Below are 15,259 nucleotides of genomic sequence, written 5' to 3'. Positions count from 1 at the left end.
TGCGCGTCGCCTCAGTCCAGCAGGACTGTGGTCTGGGAGCCGGCCTCGCTGAAGCCGAGCCGGATGGCGGCCCGATGTGAGGCCTCCGTGTCCATGGCGGCGCGCCACTGCGGGACGAGGCCGTCGACGAACGCCTCCTCCACCGCCACGGAGGCGATGTAGCGTCCGTGGCCGGACCCGCGGTGGGCCGGATGGGTGAGCACACCCAGCTGAGCGATCATCTGCTGCCAGACCTCCCGGCCTGCGGCGGCCAGCACCTGCTCCCGGGAATCGGCCCCGGCAGAGCCCTCGCTGTGTCCCGGTGCACCGGGAGCAGACGAAGGCCGCTCCTCCACCAGGGCGGCCGCCCAGCCGGCCTCCGCGAGCCCAGAGGCGGCGACGTCGTCGGCCGGGGAGGCGGCCATGAGCCCGGTGACATGCTCCGGTTCGAAGGAGACGGCGACGTCGGCGCGCGGTCTGATCTGCGGAGGCTCCTCGCAGTAGAGCAGGTGGGCGGCACCCAGCGCTCGGGCGCCGGAATGATGTGCGCGCACCAGAGACAGCAGTGTGCGTTCCCGGGCCAGCTCCGCATCGCTGTACCGGCGGGCCTCGCCGATGACCTCGGCGGGTCCGAAGATTACGGTGCGGTCGAACAGCCGGACGAACGTCACCGCCGCGGCGTCCTCGGCCACGGCCTCCACCCGTACCCGGGGGTCGCCGAGGTCGAGGTCGGTGTCCTCGAGGTCCAGCATGCGGCACCAGGCCAGCTTGACGATCTGCCGGGTCTGCTCGGTCAGGGACATGCAGGCCACTCTACGCGCCGCCCGGGCGGACGCTGATCAGGACCGGTGCTCGTCAGCCGGTGCTCGCCGGCCGGCTCAGCGGCCGAAGAGGATCTTCGCCTCCTCGTAGCGGGACTGCGGGACCTCCTTGAGTCCGTCGAGGGCGTCGGCGAGGTCCACCTTCACGATCTCGGTTCCCCGCAGCGCGGCCATATGTCCCCAGGCCTCCTCGTGGACGAGGTCCAGGGCCTTCATGCCGAAGCGGGTGGCGAGCACCCGGTCATAGCCGGTGGGATTCCCGCCGCGCTGGATGTGTCCCAGCGTGGTGTTGCGGGTCTCGATGCCGGTGGTCTCCTCGATCTGATGGGTGAGCCACTCCCCGATGCCGCCCAGGCGCGGGCGCCCGTCGGCCTCCTGGCCCTTGCCGGCCAAGGCTTCCTCGGCGCCTTCGGGGATGAAGCCCTCGGCGACGACGACCAGCGGCGAGCGTCCCCGCGAGTGGACCTGCTCGACCCATTCGTTGACCTGGTCCAGGCTGACCTTCTGCTCCGGGATGAGGATCGCGTGCGCACCGGCGGCCATGCCCGAATGCAGTGCGATCCAGCCGACGTGGCGACCCATGACCTCGGCCACCATGCAGCGGTGGTGGGACTCGCCGGTGGTGCGCAGTCGGTCCATCGCGTCGGTGGCGATGGAGATTGCGGTGTCGAAGCCGAAGGTGTAGTCGGTGGCCTTCAGGTCGTTGTCGATGGTCTTGGGCACGCCCACCACCGGGAGACCGTCGGCGGCCAGTCGGCGCGCGCCGGCCAGGGTGCCCTCGCCGCCGATCGCGATGACCGCGTCGATGTCATGGCGGCGCATCATCTTCCGGATGTTCTCCGGGCCGCCCTGCGGGTGGTTGTACGGGTGGGTGCGGGAGGTGCCCAGGATCGTGCCGCCGTCGCGCGCCAGGCCCCGGACGTCCTGGCGGCCCAGCTCCATGTAGTCACCCTCGATGAGCCCGCGCCAGCCGCCGCGGAAGCCGACGAACTCGTCGCCGTAGCTCTTGATGCCGTGCAGCACGGCTGACCGGATGACGGCGTTGAGGCCGGGGCAGTCTCCGCCTGAGGTGAGGAGTCCGATGCGCATGGTTCAGCTCATCCCTTTCCTGGTGTGATCAGTGGTGAATGACCTGGCGCCCTCGGCAGGTGGATGTCTCCAGTCTATGGTGTGATGCCCGCGACGCTCACATGCGGCGGCGACGGCGGTGAGCCCCGCGGGCGTCCTGTGCGTTCCACCGGCACCGCTGGCGCCGCTGGCACAGGACCGCGGGGGTGCTCAAGCGGTGCCGAGCAGGCGCTGGATCCGCTCCAGGCCGCGGGCGAGGTCGTCGTCGCCCAGGGCGTAGGACAGGCGCAGGTACCCACTGGGCCCGAAGGCCTCGCCCGGCACGACGGCGACCTTCGCCTCCTCGAGGATCAGCTCGGCCAGCTCGGCAGAGGTCGTGGGGGTGCGTCCGGCGACCTCCGCCGGCCGTGCACCGTCCGCCAGCGCGTCCCGGACGTCCACATAGGCGTAGAAGGCGCCCTGCGGGGTCGGGCAGGAGAAGCCGGCCACCGCGTTGAGGCCCTCCACCATGGCGCGGCGGCGCCGGTCGAAGGCGACCTTCATCTCCTCCACGGCGTCCAGCGGCCCGGTCACCGCGGCGAGGGCGGCCATCTGGGAGACGTTGGCGACGTTGGAGGTGGCATGCGACTGCAGGTTCGCCGCGGCCTTGATGACGTCGGCGGGGCCGACCATCCATCCGACGCGCCAGCCGGTCATCGCATAGGTCTTGGCGACGCCGTTGAGCACGACCACCTGGTCGGCCAGCTCGGGCAGGGAGGCGATGGAGGTGAAGGGGACGCCGTCGTAGGTGAGGTGCACGTAGATCTCGTCGGTGACGACCCACAGGCCATTCTGCGCGGCCCAGCGGCCGATCTCCTCGGTGGCCTCGGGGGAGTGGACGGCCCCGGTGGGGTTCGACGGCGAGACGAACAGCAGCACCTTGGTGCGTTCGGTCAGCGCGGCCTCCAGCTGCTCGACGGTCACCTGGTAGCCCTGCTCGGGGCCCGCGAAGACCTCGCGGGGCACGCCGCCGGCGAGCCTGATGGCTTCCGGGTAGGTGGTCCAGTACGGCGTCGGCACGATGACCTCGTCGCCGGGGTTCAGCAGCGTGGCGAAGGTGTTGTAGACGGCCTGCTTGCCGCCGTTGGTCACCAGCACCTGACCGGGCTCCACGGCGAAGCCGGAGTCCCGGGTGGTCTTCTCCGCCAGCGCCTGGCGCAGCTCCGGCAGCCCGGCGGCCGGGGAGTACCGGTGGAACCGCGGCTCGGAGGCCGCCTGGACGGCGGCGTCCACGATGTAGCCTGGAGTCGGGAAGTCCGGCTCCCCGGCGCCGAACCCGATCACGTCCTCTCCGGCTGCCTTGAGGGCCTTCGCCTTGGCGTCGACGGCAAGAGTGGCGGACTCGGCGATCGAGCCGATGCGGTCGGAGACGCGGGAGGACGGAGCGGTCATCGGGTTTCCTTGTCTGTCGCGAGCGTGGACGGTGTCGACACTGACGGGCAGGCAGGGCGCCTGCGGGTCACCACACTACCGGCAGCGCGCCGCCGCGGGTCAGGGCCGAGGCGCTCGGTTTGCCGTGGCAGGCGGTATGCCCGTAAACTTGTCCATCGGTGTCTTGTGCACCTGGCACGGCCGTGCCCGTCGAGGTCCCCTGTTCCGCAGTTTGCGGCCCGGTGGTTCGATGGGAGAATGGTCAGGTCAGGTCCGCCGTGACCCGAAGGGCAGTGGCGCAATTGGTAGCGCAACGGTCTCCAAAACCGTAGGTTGCAGGTTCGAGTCCTGTCTGCCCTGCGCTGAGCGTCGTCGACACGGCCGCTCAGGCATACAGCATCGATCACACGCGTCCCTTCGACCAGATGGAGCCCTCCGTGACCCAGACGCCTTCCACTGATGTGCAGGGGTCGACGCCTGACGGAGGCGATCCGAAGGGTCCCTTCGGGAAGGTGTGGCTGTTCCTGCGGCAGGTCGTCGACGAGCTCAAGAAGGTCGTCGTCCCGACTCGTCGCGAACTGACCAACTACACGCTGGTCGTCCTGGTCTTCGTGATCATCGTGATCCTGATCGTCTCCGGGCTGGACTGGGTGTTCAGCAACGGCGCGGAGTGGATCTTCGGTGACGGCTCCACGGAGCTTCCCGCAGACGTCCCGGTCGAGGGTGACGGCGCCGGCGAATGAGCTGACGTCGCCGACGTCGGCCGGGCGAGCGATGACGTGAGAGACGAAGCGACCGAGGCATCCGTCGCCAGGACGGGCCGCGGCGAGCACCACGGAAAGCAGGAGAACAGTGTCTGACCAGGAACTTTCGCAGCACACCGAGGCTGAGGCCGAGGAGGCGGCGGTCGAGGCCGTCGAGGCTGACGACGACGTCGCCGTAGAGGAGGCTGACGCCGAGGCTCCTGCCGCAGAGGCTGAGGAGGCCGACGCTGAGGCTCCGGCTGAGGAGGCTGCGGCTGACGAGGCTCCGGCGGAGGACGCTCCCGAGGAGGAGAAGTCCTACGAGGAGCGCGCCGACGAGCTGCGTGGCAAGCTGCGTCGTCAGCTGGGCGACTGGTACGTCGTGCACACCTACGCCGGCTACGAGAAGCGTGTGAAGTCCAACCTGGAGACCCGCATCCAGACCCAGGACATGGAGGACTTCATCTACGAGATCGACGTCCCCATGGAGGAGGTCGTCGAGATCAAGGGCACCCAGCGCAAGATCGTCAACCGGGTCCGCATCCCGGGCTACGTGGTGGTCCGCATGGAGCTCACAGACGCCTCCTGGGGCGTGGTGCGCCACACTCCCGGTGTGACCGGCTTCGTGGGCAACGCCCACGACCCGCACCCGCTGACCCTCGACGAGGTCTTCGACATGCTGGCCGAGCACCGCCTCGGCAAGCCGGACGCCCCGAAGCGGATCGAGGGCGATTCCGAGGACTCGGCCGCCGAGGCCGCCGCTCCGGCGCAGAACGTCACCGTCGACTTCGAGATCGGCGAGTCCGTCACGGTCAACGACGGTCCGTTCGCGACCCTGCCGGCATCGATCTCCGAGATCCACCCCGACAGCCGCCAGCTGGTGGTCCTCGTCTCGATCTTCGAGCGGGAGACCCCGGTGACCCTGAACTTCAACCAGGTCGACAAGATCTACTGAGGTTCCCGGCTCCTCGCCGAGCGGGGTCGCCACAACTTCACAGACTTTCGACGTCGCGGATTGCTTTGGTCCGCGGCGTCGAGCCGGTCATCGCCGCCATGGTGACCAACCCCTCCGTCCACACTCCTGTGGCGGCAGGGACACGTACGACATGTAAGGACGCTTCACATGGCCCCGAAGAAGAAAGTCGCCGGCCTGATCAAGCTGCAGATCCAGGCAGGCGCCGCCAACCCGGCCCCGCCGATCGGCCCTGCGCTCGGTCAGCACGGTGTCAACATCATGGAGTTCTGCAAGGCCTACAACGCCGCGACCGAGTCGCAGCGCGGCAATGTGGTGCCCGTGGAGATCACGGTCTACGAGGACCGCTCCTTCACCTTCATCACCAAGACTCCGCCGGCCGCCGAGCTGATCAAGAAGGCCGCCGGTGTGGCCAAGGGCTCCGGCGTGCCGCACACCGAGAAGGTCGGCAAGCTGACCCAGGCTCAGGTGGAGGAGATCGCGCAGACCAAGATGGAGGACCTCAACGCCAACGACCTGGCGGCCGCCTCCAAGATCGTCGCCGGCACCGCCCGTTCCATGGGCATCACCGTCGACGGCTGACACCGGCCTTCCGGCTGAACAGAACATCGTGGGAAAGGGCCGGGCGCGGCCCGTCACACCACACCTGCTAAGGAGAACATCGCAGATGGCACAGCGCAGCAAAGCATACAAGGCCGCTCTCGAGAAGATCGGCGAGGACACCGTCTACTCGCCCGCCGAGGCCGTGTCCCTGGCCAAGTCGACCAACCCGTCGAAGAAGGACACGACCGTGGAGGTCGTCTTCCGGCTCAGCGTCGACCCCCGCAAGGCCGACCAGATGGTGCGCGGCACCGTCAACCTGCCGCACGGCACCGGGAAGACCGCCCGCGTGGTGGTCTTCACCCAGGGTGACAACGCCGCCAAGGCCGAGGAGGCCGGTGCTGACCACGTCGGCGCCGACGAGCTCATCGCCAAGGTCGCCGACGGCTGGACCGACTTCGACGCCGCCGTCGCCTCGCCCGACATGATGGGCAAGGTCGGTCGTCTGGGCAAGATCCTGGGTCCGCGCAACCTCATGCCGAACCCGAAGACCGGCACCGTCACCCCCGACGTCGCCAAGGCCGTGGCCGACATCAAGGGCGGCAAGATCGACTTCCGTGTCGACAAGCACTCCAACCTGCACTTCATCATCGGCAAGACCAGCTTCGACGAGAAGCAGCTGGCCGAGAACTACGCCGCCGCGCTGGACGAGATCCTGCGTCTGAAGCCGTCGGCGTCGAAGGGCCGGTACATCCAGAAGGCCACCATCTCGACCACCTTCGGTCCGGGCATCCAGGTGGACCCGAACGTCACCAAGGTCGTCGTCGACGCCTGAGCGTCTTCGTCGCTCCGCTGAGCCGCTGAGGTTCAGCACCCACGCAGCACGCTGACACAGCAGAGCCCCGATGCACCCGGTGCATCGGGGCTCTGCTGTGTCTGGGGCTGTGTCTGTCTGCTGCGTCTTCCTGTGTCCGCGGGGCTCCGTCAGTCCCTGACGCCCACCCAGTGGAGCAGCCCGGCCAGTGCGGCGGTCACCCCGGTGCCCAGGGTCGGCTCCAGGACGGGCCCGAAGAAGGGGGAGTGGTTGGTGGGGCCCTCGGGGTCGCCGTCGGCGGTCCCTCCGAAGAACCAGAAGACCGACGGAACGCCGATGGACTCGCCCAGCCAGCCGAAGTCTTCGGAGCCCATCTTCGGGCCGGTCTCGGTCACGGCCTCCTCGCCCAGAGCCGAGCCCAGCACGGACAGCTGAGTCGTGGCCTGGTCTTCGTCGTTGTGGTTCAGCGGGAAGTCGTAGATCTCGCTGATCTCCGGCTCCTCAAGGTCGGCAGCCAGCGCCTCGGCACCGATGATCCGACGGATCGACGACAGCACCTTCTGACGGACCTCTCCGGAGAGCGTGCGGACGTTGATCGTGAACTCCGCCTCGGCCGGGATGATGTTCTCTTTCAGCCCCGCATGGAAGGTGCCCACGGTGACGACGGCGGGATCCTGGGGAGCCAGCTCCCGGGAGACGATGGTCTGCAGCCGGGTCACCATGGCGGCCGCCGCGACGATCGGGTCCCGACCGTTCTCCGGCTGGGATCCGTGGGTCTGCCGGCCCAGCACCCGCACTCGCAACGAGTCGGCCATGGCCATGGCCGGTCCTCGGCTGAGCAGGACGGTGCCCGCCTTCGCCGGTGAGACGTGCTGGCCGAGCACCACTTCCGGACGGGGAGCGCGGTCCCACAGGCCGTCGTCCACCATCGCCCGGGCCCCGGCGGCGGTCTCCTCTCCGGGTTGGAAGATCAGCACCACGGTTCCGGACCAGCGCTGCCGCTCGCGCACCAGCAGGCGGGTCGCGGTGATCAGCGCGGCGACGTGCGTGTCGTGCCCGCAGCCGTGCATCACCGGCACCTCCGTCCCGTCGGGCAGGACTCCGCGTGCCGTGGAGGCGTACTCCAGACCCGTCTGCTCCTCGATGGGCAGGCCGTCGGTGTCGGCGCGGAAGGCCACCACTGGGCCTGCGCCGTTGCGCAGGATACCCACCACACCGGTGCCGCCGCAGCGGAAGTGCTCCACCCCGAGGTCGCCGAGGATGCCTTCGATCCGCGCGGCGGTGCGGTGCTCCTGCATGCTCAGCTCCGGCTCGGCGTGCAGCGTGCGGTACAGCTGGTGCATCTGCGTCCGCTCGGCGGCGTCGAGGGCGAAGCCGGCCAGCGTGGGGGCGGGGTTCTCGGTCATGGGGCGGTCCTCCTGGGATGGGCGGTGGGAAGGGCGGTCAGGTGGGTGGTCAGGTGCGCGGTGCAGGTGTCGAAGCGCCGTGAGGACGTCAGTGCGGGCTGCGGGCGTCCTCCGGGAGCTCGCCGTCTTCGGCGGCGGCGGGCTCGGGTCCATCCTCCTGTGCGGGAGCCGTTCCTCGGAAGACCCAGGAGGCCACGACGGTGAGGAGCACCGTGATGGCCACACCGTAGGGTCCGATGGCCGGTGCCAGAGGGACCGCCACGAGGATGACCAGGCAGGCGATGATCAGGGCGAAGGCCGTGCTGCGTGCCTGGCGCACCGTCACCACGGCCTGCACCACCACGGCGCCCAGGATCGAGGGCAGGATGTAGAGCTGGGTGACCTCCATGACCGACTCGGGGATCACGCGCAGCAACCAGGTGCCGAAGAGACCGACGAACAGCAGCAGAGAGACGATGTGGACGCTGGCCGCGCCGCAGATGGCGGCCACGGCCGCGAGGTCGCCGTGCCTGCTGCCGGGCCGCACGTCGATGCGGTTCTGCGCGACGACGGCGGCGGGCAGCAGCTTGTTGGAGATGTTGCCGATCATGAAGGCCTGGTACATGGCGGCCTGACCGAGGATCGGGAAGTACGTGATGGGCTCGATGATCGCGAAGGCCAGGAACACGGCGGCGACGGCCAGGTAGGCGGTCATCAGCTGGCCGCCGGTGATGGAGAAGTCGCCCAGGCTGAGCAGCAGCATGGGGGCGGCGAGGGAGACGACCAGGCCGGCGCCCATCGTGAGCCGACCCCACCGTGCGGTGGTCCTCTCGAAGTGAAGCATGGACTGGTCTGCAGTGCTCATGGTGGCCTCTCTGTCAGGGAAGTGGAGGGTGCCGGCGGCCGGAGTCGGGGCGCTCAGCCGAGGATGCCGTGGTGGGTGAGGTAGACGACGCCGAGTGCGACGAGGATGGCCAGGCCGAGGGCCCATTCCTTGAGCCAGCCGACGGACCATCGGCGGGCGATCAGCAGCATGAGGGCCATCGCCGCGCCGGAGACCGCCATGGCGACGACGTGCATGGACGACTTCGGCACCTCGGTGACGGCGATGGCCAGGAACGCGCCCAGCAGGGCCGCTCCCGGAATGATCCGCATGGCGCGGGGGCTGATGGAGCTCAGCTTCTTGCTGCCTCGGGAGAGCACGGGGGTGAGGATCAGGGTGAACAGCATCCAGGCGCTGCCGGAGACGCACATCACGAAGAAGGCCACGACGAAGACGTCCTGGGTCCAGCCCGCGCCGCCGAGGTCTGCCCCCATCGTGGAGGCGGCGATGGTGGCCGAGGCGGTCTCCGTGGCGGCGGAGCCGACCAGGCCGATCCTCATCAGCACGGCGGGAGTGCCGAACAGGGTGAGCAGGGCGATCGCCACGAGCACTACGGCCAGCGACGGTCCCACGGAGGCGGCGGCGCCGGAGCGGAAGGCACGGTTGAGGTCCTGCCGAGAGAGGCCCACGCCGTCTCCGGCCGTCTTGGCGGCCCGCAGATAGATCCAGGACTGCACGGCGATGATGCCGAAGATGACCAGGGCGCTGCCCCAGAGCCAGGGTGAGTGCGCCACCGCGGAGATGTCGGCGGTGGCCACGGTGTGCATCGGGGAGATCACGGAAGGCCCTCCTTCGGATGTCGGACGGTGCGTGCCGGGGCGGCGTCGGTGCCGGACTCTGCGGTGCCCCGTCCATGGGGTATGCCTCGAGTGTGAGAAGGATCACTGGCCCAGGCAAGGGTGGACGGAATGCGACGCAGGTCGTGTCTCATTCCGTCAGGGGTCGCGGTGGGCGGAGTTGTGCGTCACCGTGGTGGTCAAGGACACACTCGACGCCATGAGCCCCGTCCCGGGCCGGGCGCCTCGCTGAGGGAGGAACGAACCATGGACGAGCTGCTGGAGCTGTCCGCGACCGAGCTGGTCCGCCGGACCACGCGGGGGGAGCTGAGCGCCCGCGAGCTGACCGAGGCGCATCTGCGCCGGATCGAGGCGGTGAATCCACAGCTCAACGCCGTGGTCACCCTGGACCCGGAGAGAGCGCGGCGGGAGGCCCTGGACGCCGACGAGCGGCGGGCGGCAGGACGGCCGACCGGCCTGCTCCACGGTCTGCCCATGACGCATAAGGACACTCACGACGTCGCCGGCATGCGCACCACCCATGGGTCGCCGCTGTTCGCCGAGAACGTCCCCGAGCGTGACGACCCGCTCGTCGCGCGTCTCCGTGCGGCCGGCGTGGTCTCCTCCGGCAAGAGCAACGTGCCCGAGTTCGCCGCCGGCTCCCACACCTTCAATGAGGTCTTCGGCGCCACCGGCAACCCCTATGACCCCACCCGCAGCGCCGGGGGCTCCTCCGGCGGAGTGGCCGCCGCCGTCGCGTCCCGGTGCCAGCCGCTGGGCGAAGGCAGCGACATGGGCGGCTCCCTGCGCAACCCGGCCTGCTGGTGCAACATCGTCGGCTTCCGCCCGTCTCACGGCCTGCTGCCCGGCACCCCGCCCCACAGCGCCGAGTCCTGGTTGGGCCGCAGCGGACCGATGGCCAGGACCGTGGAGGACATCGCGCTGTTCATGCGCGCCGCCGTCGCCGGCACCCCGGAGCTTCCCGGTACTCCCTTCCTGACGCCCGAGCGGTTCGCCCTCACCGGTCGGGAGCCGCACACCCAGGACCTGCGCGGTGTGCGGATCGGCGTCACCGTGGACCACGGGGCGGACATCCCGGTGGAGCCGGCCATGCGGGAGGCGCTGGACCGTGCCGTGGCGGTCTTCGAGGAGCTGGGGGCCGAGGTCGTGGAGTCCCGCCATGACTTCTCCGCCGCCGACGAGGTCTTCCATGTGGTGCGCGCCCTCGACTTCGCCGGCGCGCTCGGTGGGCTGGTGCGCGAGCATCGCGCGCAGATCAAGCCAGAGGTGGTGTGGAACGTGGAGGAGGGCCTGGCGCTCTCCGCCGAGCGGATCCTGGGCGCGCGCGCCCTGTTGGCCGATCTGCGTCGGGCGACCCGCGCCTGCTTCAGCGAGGTGGACCTGCTGCTCAGCCCCGGGGCCCAGCTGACGCCCTTTGAGGGCTCCCAGCGGTGGCCCTCGACGGTCGACGGCCGCCCCATGTCCACCTATCTGGAGTGGATGCGCTCCGCGTCCGTCCTCTCCGCGGCCGGTGTGCCGACCATCGCCCTGCCGGCCGGTTTCGACCCGGGCGGCCTCCCCACGGGGATCCAGCTGAGTGCGGACCACCTGCGGGATCCGTGGCTGCTGGAGTACGCCTGGGCCTATGAGCGGGCCACGGGCTGGTCCTCGGTGGCCCCTGGCATGCTCAACAGCTGACCTCCGCGCTTCCGGGCGCCGGCGACCATCGACACGTCGAGGGCCTCCACATGGCTGGCCCAGGTGCTCTCGGTGAGGAGCCGGTACAGCGCCGCCGGGTCGGGCACGGTCACATCGGCCATGAGCTGGCAGCTCCAGGCGACGACGGCCACGTATCGGGCGCTCCGTTCGGCCGCCACGGCGGTGGCCACCTGGTGGATCCGGTGCGGCGCCACGCGCATCCACAGGAGGGCTTCGGTGTGCAGCCCGGCTTCCGCCGGCTCCACCAGGGCGCGGATGCTGACCTGGTTCTTCTCCTGGAGGAGGTCCAGACGCCGGCGGACCGTGGACTCGGAGACTCCCGCGCGGCGGGCCATCTCGTCCAGGCTCATCCGGGCGTCGCCCTCCAGTGCGTCGATGATCGCCAGGTCCACCGGCGAGTCGGGCTCCGGGGTCTCGCTTTCGGGGAACGTCTCCGAGGGGCCGCGGGTCAGCGCTCGGGACTCGGCCTCGGTCAGGACTCCCAGCCGCCACCCGCGGATGGTGCGGAAGTACCTCAGGATGGGCAGCGTCTCGGCCCGCGCGAGCCCCGGCGTGATGGAGGCGTCCAGGGAGTACGCCGGTGAGCGGGGGCGCCGGTGGATCTCGGCGACGACGTCGAAGGCGCCGGAGAGCACATAGGTGAAGGTCGAGTCGGGACGAAGGGCCAGGGCTTCAGCGGCGGTGAGTCGGGCGCCGGGGTGGCAGATGCCGCGGACCAAGGTGCTCGACCCCTCGTGACGGACCCCGGCGACCACGACGCCGCGCGACTCCAGCAGCGCAGTGCCCCGGCGGGTGATGAGCCGTTCGTGCTCGCCCAGGACCCGGGCGATGCGTCGCCAGCTGGCCCGCGGGTCGATCTGCAGGGCCTCGGCGATGCGTCGCTCCAGGTCATCGAGCACAGGCGCTCCTCCTCCGCGGCGGCCGATCGGCCGTCCCATCGATGTCAGAGTCGAGCGTACCTCCCGTGGTGCTGACCCTGTGACGAGGATCTCCCTGACGCTCCGGTAACGTGGCCCGGGAGCTCGCCGAGGGGAACGGAGAGGAGCGCGCCTCATGGACACTGCCGCACCGGCCACGCCAGAATCCAGCATGTCGCCCAGCACGTCGCCCAGCCAGTCCCCGGCCCTGGCCTCGACGATGGACGCTCACCAGCTGCATCGGCTGGGCCTCTCCGGGGAGGCGGCGGAGGCCTATCTGACGCTGCTCGCTCAGGGGAGCCGCCGGGTCATCCCGCCGGAACCCGTGCGCGCCGAACTGGCGGCGGCAGGGTTGCTGGGGGAGTCGGGGGACGACGGCGTCTGGCTGCTCAACGATCCGCGCCAGGTCCTGCGGGCAGTGGCTCGAAGGCACCGCCGTCAGGCGGAGGCAGTGCTGCACCTGGAGCACCAGCTCGGCTCCCTGTGGGACCGACCCACCGAGTCCGGCACGGAGATCGTGGAGGTCCTGCACGGCCGCAGTGCGGTGACGCAGGTGGCGGACTCCTCGCAGCTGGCGGTCCGGCATGAGGTGCGTTCCCTGGACCGTGGACCCTACTCGCCCTCGACGGCGGGGGAGATGTGTCCCATCCAGCGGCAGATGCTGCCCCGCGGGATCCGGTATCGGACCGTGTACGGCGAGGACGCCGCCGCGGCCGCGGACATCCGACGGGCGATCGGGGAGTCCGTGGATCTGGGGGAGGAGGCCCGAGTGCATGCCGCAGTGCCGATGCGCCTGCGCCTCATGGACGACGATCTCGGGCTCATCGTGCTCAACGAGGAGGAGCGGGTCACCGGTGTGGTGGTCCACCCCTCGCCTCTGCTGGACGCACTGATCGGGCTCTTCGACTCGATCTGGGCGACGTCGGTGCCCCTCGGGGTGGCCGACGACATCCCGCATCTGGACGACGTCGACGGTCAGACCCGGCAGCTGCTGCGGCTGATGGCCTCCGGACTGACCGATGAACATATGGCCCGGGAGCTGGGGATCAGCCGGCGGACGCTCTCCCGCAGGGTCCAGGACCTCCTGGAGCGCACCGGGGCGCGGACCCGCTTCCAGCTGGGGGTGCAGGCCGCGCGTCGCGGCTGGCTGGTCTGAGCCCTGCCTGACCTCTCCCTGAGGACCTGAGTTCGCGGGGCCCGACGTCGGCCGCCCCGGTGTGGAGCGGTCAGACGCGGGCGAGCCCCTCCCCGCCGTCGGCGGGAAGGGGCTCGACGCGAGGGGTCACCGGGTCACTGGCCGTGGTGCTGCTCCAGCAGCATCTCGCGGACCATCCGGTTGGCCTCCTTGACCGCGTCGGTGCGCATCTTGACCTTCACCGACTGCTGGGCCTCATGGATGTCCCCGCCGACCTGGTATGCCTGGTCCTCGCCGGGCAGCGGAAGCGCCCCGCAGACCACGTTCTGAGGCATGGTGCCCTCCAGGAAGAAGGCCTCCACCGGGTCGTCCACGCAGGTGGTGCCATAGGGGAAGATCCCGTGGGTCCCCTCGTTGTTCACACTGATCAGCGTGGTGTTGGGCATGATCTTCGCCGAGCGCTCACCGGCCTCGTAGGGGGTGGCGGCGTCGAACTCGGCCTGGAGGATCAGCGTGTCCGGGTGGGTGCGCTGATGCGGCTTCGGCTTCTCAGTGACCGCCGGCCAGTGGGCGCACAGCGGGGCGCCCATGAGCGGGCCGATGTAGGGAGCCTTGTTGTTCAGGTCCGCCACCCAGGCGTTCCAATAGCCTTGGGACTGGTTCCACTGGCCGTCCTGGCACCGGATCGCGTTGAACGTTCCGGAGAACGCGACGGTCTCCCCGGTCACGGCGGCCTGCTCGACCTCGACCAGGCGCTGGACCTCCTCGCGGGCCTTCTCGAAGAGCTGGGCCTGCACGACGGAGGCCTCTGCCTCGTCGACGGCCACACCGCCGGAGGAGGCGATGAAGTCCTCCAGCTGCGCGGAGAGCTCCTCGGCGCCGTCGGCCTCCGGGGCGTCGAGCGCGATGAACGTGGCGATCGCGTCTGCCGCACCAGGGTATCCGGCGGTGGAGTACATGGCCGGGATGACGATCTGCGCGGTGATCAGCGCACCCAGCGGGTCACGGGTGCCGCCGGCGTTCTCCCAGGCGCGGCGGATCTCCATCGGGTCCTCGCCGAGCTGGTAGGTGTCGTGGTTGCGGGCCATGTAGGGCAGCAGCATGTCCTGGAACTGCCGGTCCCGGCTGCGCGGCTGCAGGTCCCAGGTCTCCTGCAGGGACTTCCGGGTCAGGTCCGTGGCGGAGTCGAGCAGGAACCTGTGGGAGTGGCTGGGGAAGAGCGTCTGGTACCAACTGCCCAGCCAGGTGCCGTACGAGTAGCCCACGTAGCTGATCTGGTCCTCACCGAGCAGGGCTCGGATGAAGTCCATGTCATAGGCGGTCTGCTCGGTGGTGATGAACGGGGTCAGCGGATTCTCCAGGCAGCCGTCCACTGCGGCGGCGGAGTCCTCCCAGGCGTCATGGGAGGCGTCCGGCTGATACTCGCAGATGAGCTGTGTGGATTCGCCGACTCCGCGCGGGTCGAAGCCGACGAAGTTGAACTGCTCGGCCAGCTCGGGTGAGCGCATGGCCATCGCGGCTCCCCAGGGCAGGCCCGAGCCGCCGGGTCCGCCCGGGTTGACGAGGGCGATTCCCTGGGAGAGGTCGGGGTCGGCGGTGTCGGTGACCGACACGCGAACGGTCAGCGTCTCGCCGTCGGTGGGGTCGTGCCAGTCGCGGGGGACGGTGACGTCGGCGCAGGCGAGTCCCTCGATCTCCTGCAGTGCGGCCTCCGTCTCGGGGGCGACGCTGGGGAACGTGCAGTCTTCCCACTCGAGGTCCTGGTCGAGAAGATGGGCGCCCAGCTCTCCGGCGTCGGGGTGTGCGGCGTGGGGGGATGCGGGGACGACGACGTCGCCCGCACCGGGTGCGGCGCTCGCCGCGGGGGCGAAGGTCAGGGTCAGCGCACCCGCGGCGAGCATCGCCGCCGCACGGGTGGTCATGGATGGAGTGATCACAGATGTTCTCCTGGTCGAGTGACAGGTGAACACCATGCTCGGGGCCGCGTGGCTCGTTGAGAAGAGGAACAGTGTGGCGCATATGTGCCATGACGCGGATCCGCCACCACGACTGACGGTGGCCGACTCCGCCGGGGCTCCGCCTCCCGAGAGGTGTAC

The 15,259-nt window shown here is 70.0% G+C and carries 14 protein-coding genes and 1 tRNA gene; 7 read left to right on the top strand and 8 right to left on the bottom strand.

Annotated elements, in window-relative coordinates:
* Positions 1–11 precede the first annotated feature (11 nt).
* The 3 genes from Q7C18_RS05530 to Q7C18_RS05520 form a co-directional block, all read right to left on the bottom strand.
* On the bottom strand, positions 12–782 hold the full coding sequence (locus Q7C18_RS05530) for a GNAT family N-acetyltransferase (RefSeq protein WP_070159007.1): 771 nt from the start codon (positions 780–782) through the stop codon (positions 12–14).
* A gap of 75 nt (positions 783–857) precedes the next feature.
* Entirely contained in the window at positions 858–1,889 is a 1,032-nt protein-coding gene (locus tag Q7C18_RS05525; RefSeq protein ID WP_070159006.1) for a 6-phosphofructokinase, read from the bottom strand.
* 189 nt (positions 1,890–2,078) lie between these two features.
* Positions 2,079–3,299, bottom strand: a complete 1,221-nt coding sequence (locus tag Q7C18_RS05520) for a pyridoxal phosphate-dependent aminotransferase (RefSeq protein WP_311024530.1) — start codon at positions 3,297–3,299, stop codon at positions 2,079–2,081.
* A gap of 266 nt (positions 3,300–3,565) precedes the next feature.
* Here Q7C18_RS05520 and Q7C18_RS05515 point away from each other — a divergent pair.
* The 5 genes from Q7C18_RS05515 to rplA all read left to right on the top strand — a co-directional run bounded on the left by Q7C18_RS05515 (position 3,566) and on the right by rplA (position 6,369).
* Positions 3,566–3,638: transfer RNA gene (locus tag Q7C18_RS05515), tRNA-Trp, on the top strand.
* 77 nt (positions 3,639–3,715) lie between these two features.
* A complete protein-coding gene (secE, locus tag Q7C18_RS05510; RefSeq protein WP_311024529.1) occupies positions 3,716–4,021 on the top strand; it encodes a preprotein translocase subunit SecE in 306 nt (101 codons plus the stop codon).
* Positions 4,022–4,130: 109 nt separating this feature from the next.
* Positions 4,131–4,976, top strand: a complete 846-nt coding sequence (nusG, locus tag Q7C18_RS05505) for a transcription termination/antitermination protein NusG (protein WP_311024528.1) — start codon at positions 4,131–4,133, stop codon at positions 4,974–4,976.
* Positions 4,977–5,144: 168 nt separating this feature from the next.
* A complete protein-coding gene (gene rplK / locus Q7C18_RS05500) occupies positions 5,145–5,576 on the top strand; it encodes a 50S ribosomal protein L11 (protein WP_311024527.1) in 432 nt (143 codons plus the stop codon).
* Positions 5,577–5,661: 85 nt separating this feature from the next.
* Complete coding sequence (rplA, locus tag Q7C18_RS05495; RefSeq protein ID WP_070159003.1) at positions 5,662–6,369, top strand: 50S ribosomal protein L1; 708 nt, start codon at positions 5,662–5,664, stop codon at positions 6,367–6,369.
* Between the two features lie 149 nt (positions 6,370–6,518).
* Here rplA and Q7C18_RS05490 read toward each other — a convergent pair whose 3' ends face one another.
* From Q7C18_RS05490 to Q7C18_RS05480, 3 genes are all read right to left on the bottom strand, one after another.
* Positions 6,519–7,754: an amidohydrolase gene (locus tag Q7C18_RS05490; RefSeq protein WP_311024526.1), complete on the bottom strand. Its 1,236-nt coding sequence runs from the start codon at positions 7,752–7,754 to the stop codon at positions 6,519–6,521.
* 88 nt (positions 7,755–7,842) lie between these two features.
* Positions 7,843–8,598: a hypothetical protein gene (locus tag Q7C18_RS05485; RefSeq protein ID WP_311024525.1), complete on the bottom strand. Its 756-nt coding sequence runs from the start codon at positions 8,596–8,598 to the stop codon at positions 7,843–7,845.
* Positions 8,599–8,651: 53 nt separating this feature from the next.
* Positions 8,652–9,395: a DUF5058 family protein gene (locus tag Q7C18_RS05480; protein ID WP_311024524.1), complete on the bottom strand. Its 744-nt coding sequence runs from the start codon at positions 9,393–9,395 to the stop codon at positions 8,652–8,654.
* A gap of 264 nt (positions 9,396–9,659) precedes the next feature.
* Between Q7C18_RS05480 and Q7C18_RS05475 the strand changes: the two genes are divergently transcribed.
* Positions 9,660–11,090 carry an amidase family protein gene (locus tag Q7C18_RS05475; protein WP_311024523.1) on the top strand — a complete coding sequence of 477 codons (1,431 nt, stop codon included), beginning with the start codon at positions 9,660–9,662 and terminating at the stop codon, positions 11,088–11,090.
* Here Q7C18_RS05475 and Q7C18_RS05470 read toward each other — a convergent pair.
* A complete protein-coding gene (locus Q7C18_RS05470; RefSeq protein WP_311024522.1) occupies positions 11,036–12,010 on the bottom strand; it encodes an AsnC family transcriptional regulator in 975 nt (324 codons plus the stop codon). The two genes, Q7C18_RS05475 and Q7C18_RS05470, sit on opposite strands and share 55 nt — an antisense overlap.
* A 154-nt stretch (positions 12,011–12,164) precedes the next feature.
* Here Q7C18_RS05470 and Q7C18_RS05465 point away from each other — a divergent pair, with 154 nt between their 5' ends.
* Positions 12,165–13,184, top strand: a complete 1,020-nt coding sequence (locus Q7C18_RS05465; RefSeq protein WP_311024521.1) for a helix-turn-helix transcriptional regulator — start codon at positions 12,165–12,167, stop codon at positions 13,182–13,184.
* Between the two features lie 134 nt (positions 13,185–13,318).
* Here Q7C18_RS05465 and Q7C18_RS05460 read toward each other — a convergent pair whose 3' ends face one another.
* Positions 13,319–15,100 carry an alpha/beta hydrolase gene (locus tag Q7C18_RS05460; RefSeq protein ID WP_311024520.1) on the bottom strand — a complete coding sequence of 594 codons (1,782 nt, stop codon included), beginning with the start codon at positions 15,098–15,100 and terminating at the stop codon, positions 13,319–13,321.
* Positions 15,101–15,259 lie beyond the last annotated feature (159 nt).

Origin of the sequence: Nesterenkonia sp. CL21, assembly GCF_031705515.1 — a bacterium.
Lineage (GTDB): Bacteria > Actinomycetota > Actinomycetes > Actinomycetales > Micrococcaceae > Nesterenkonia > Nesterenkonia aethiopica.
Note: the sequence above shows the minus strand (reverse complement) of the source record. Positions and strands in the feature narration are given on the sequence as shown.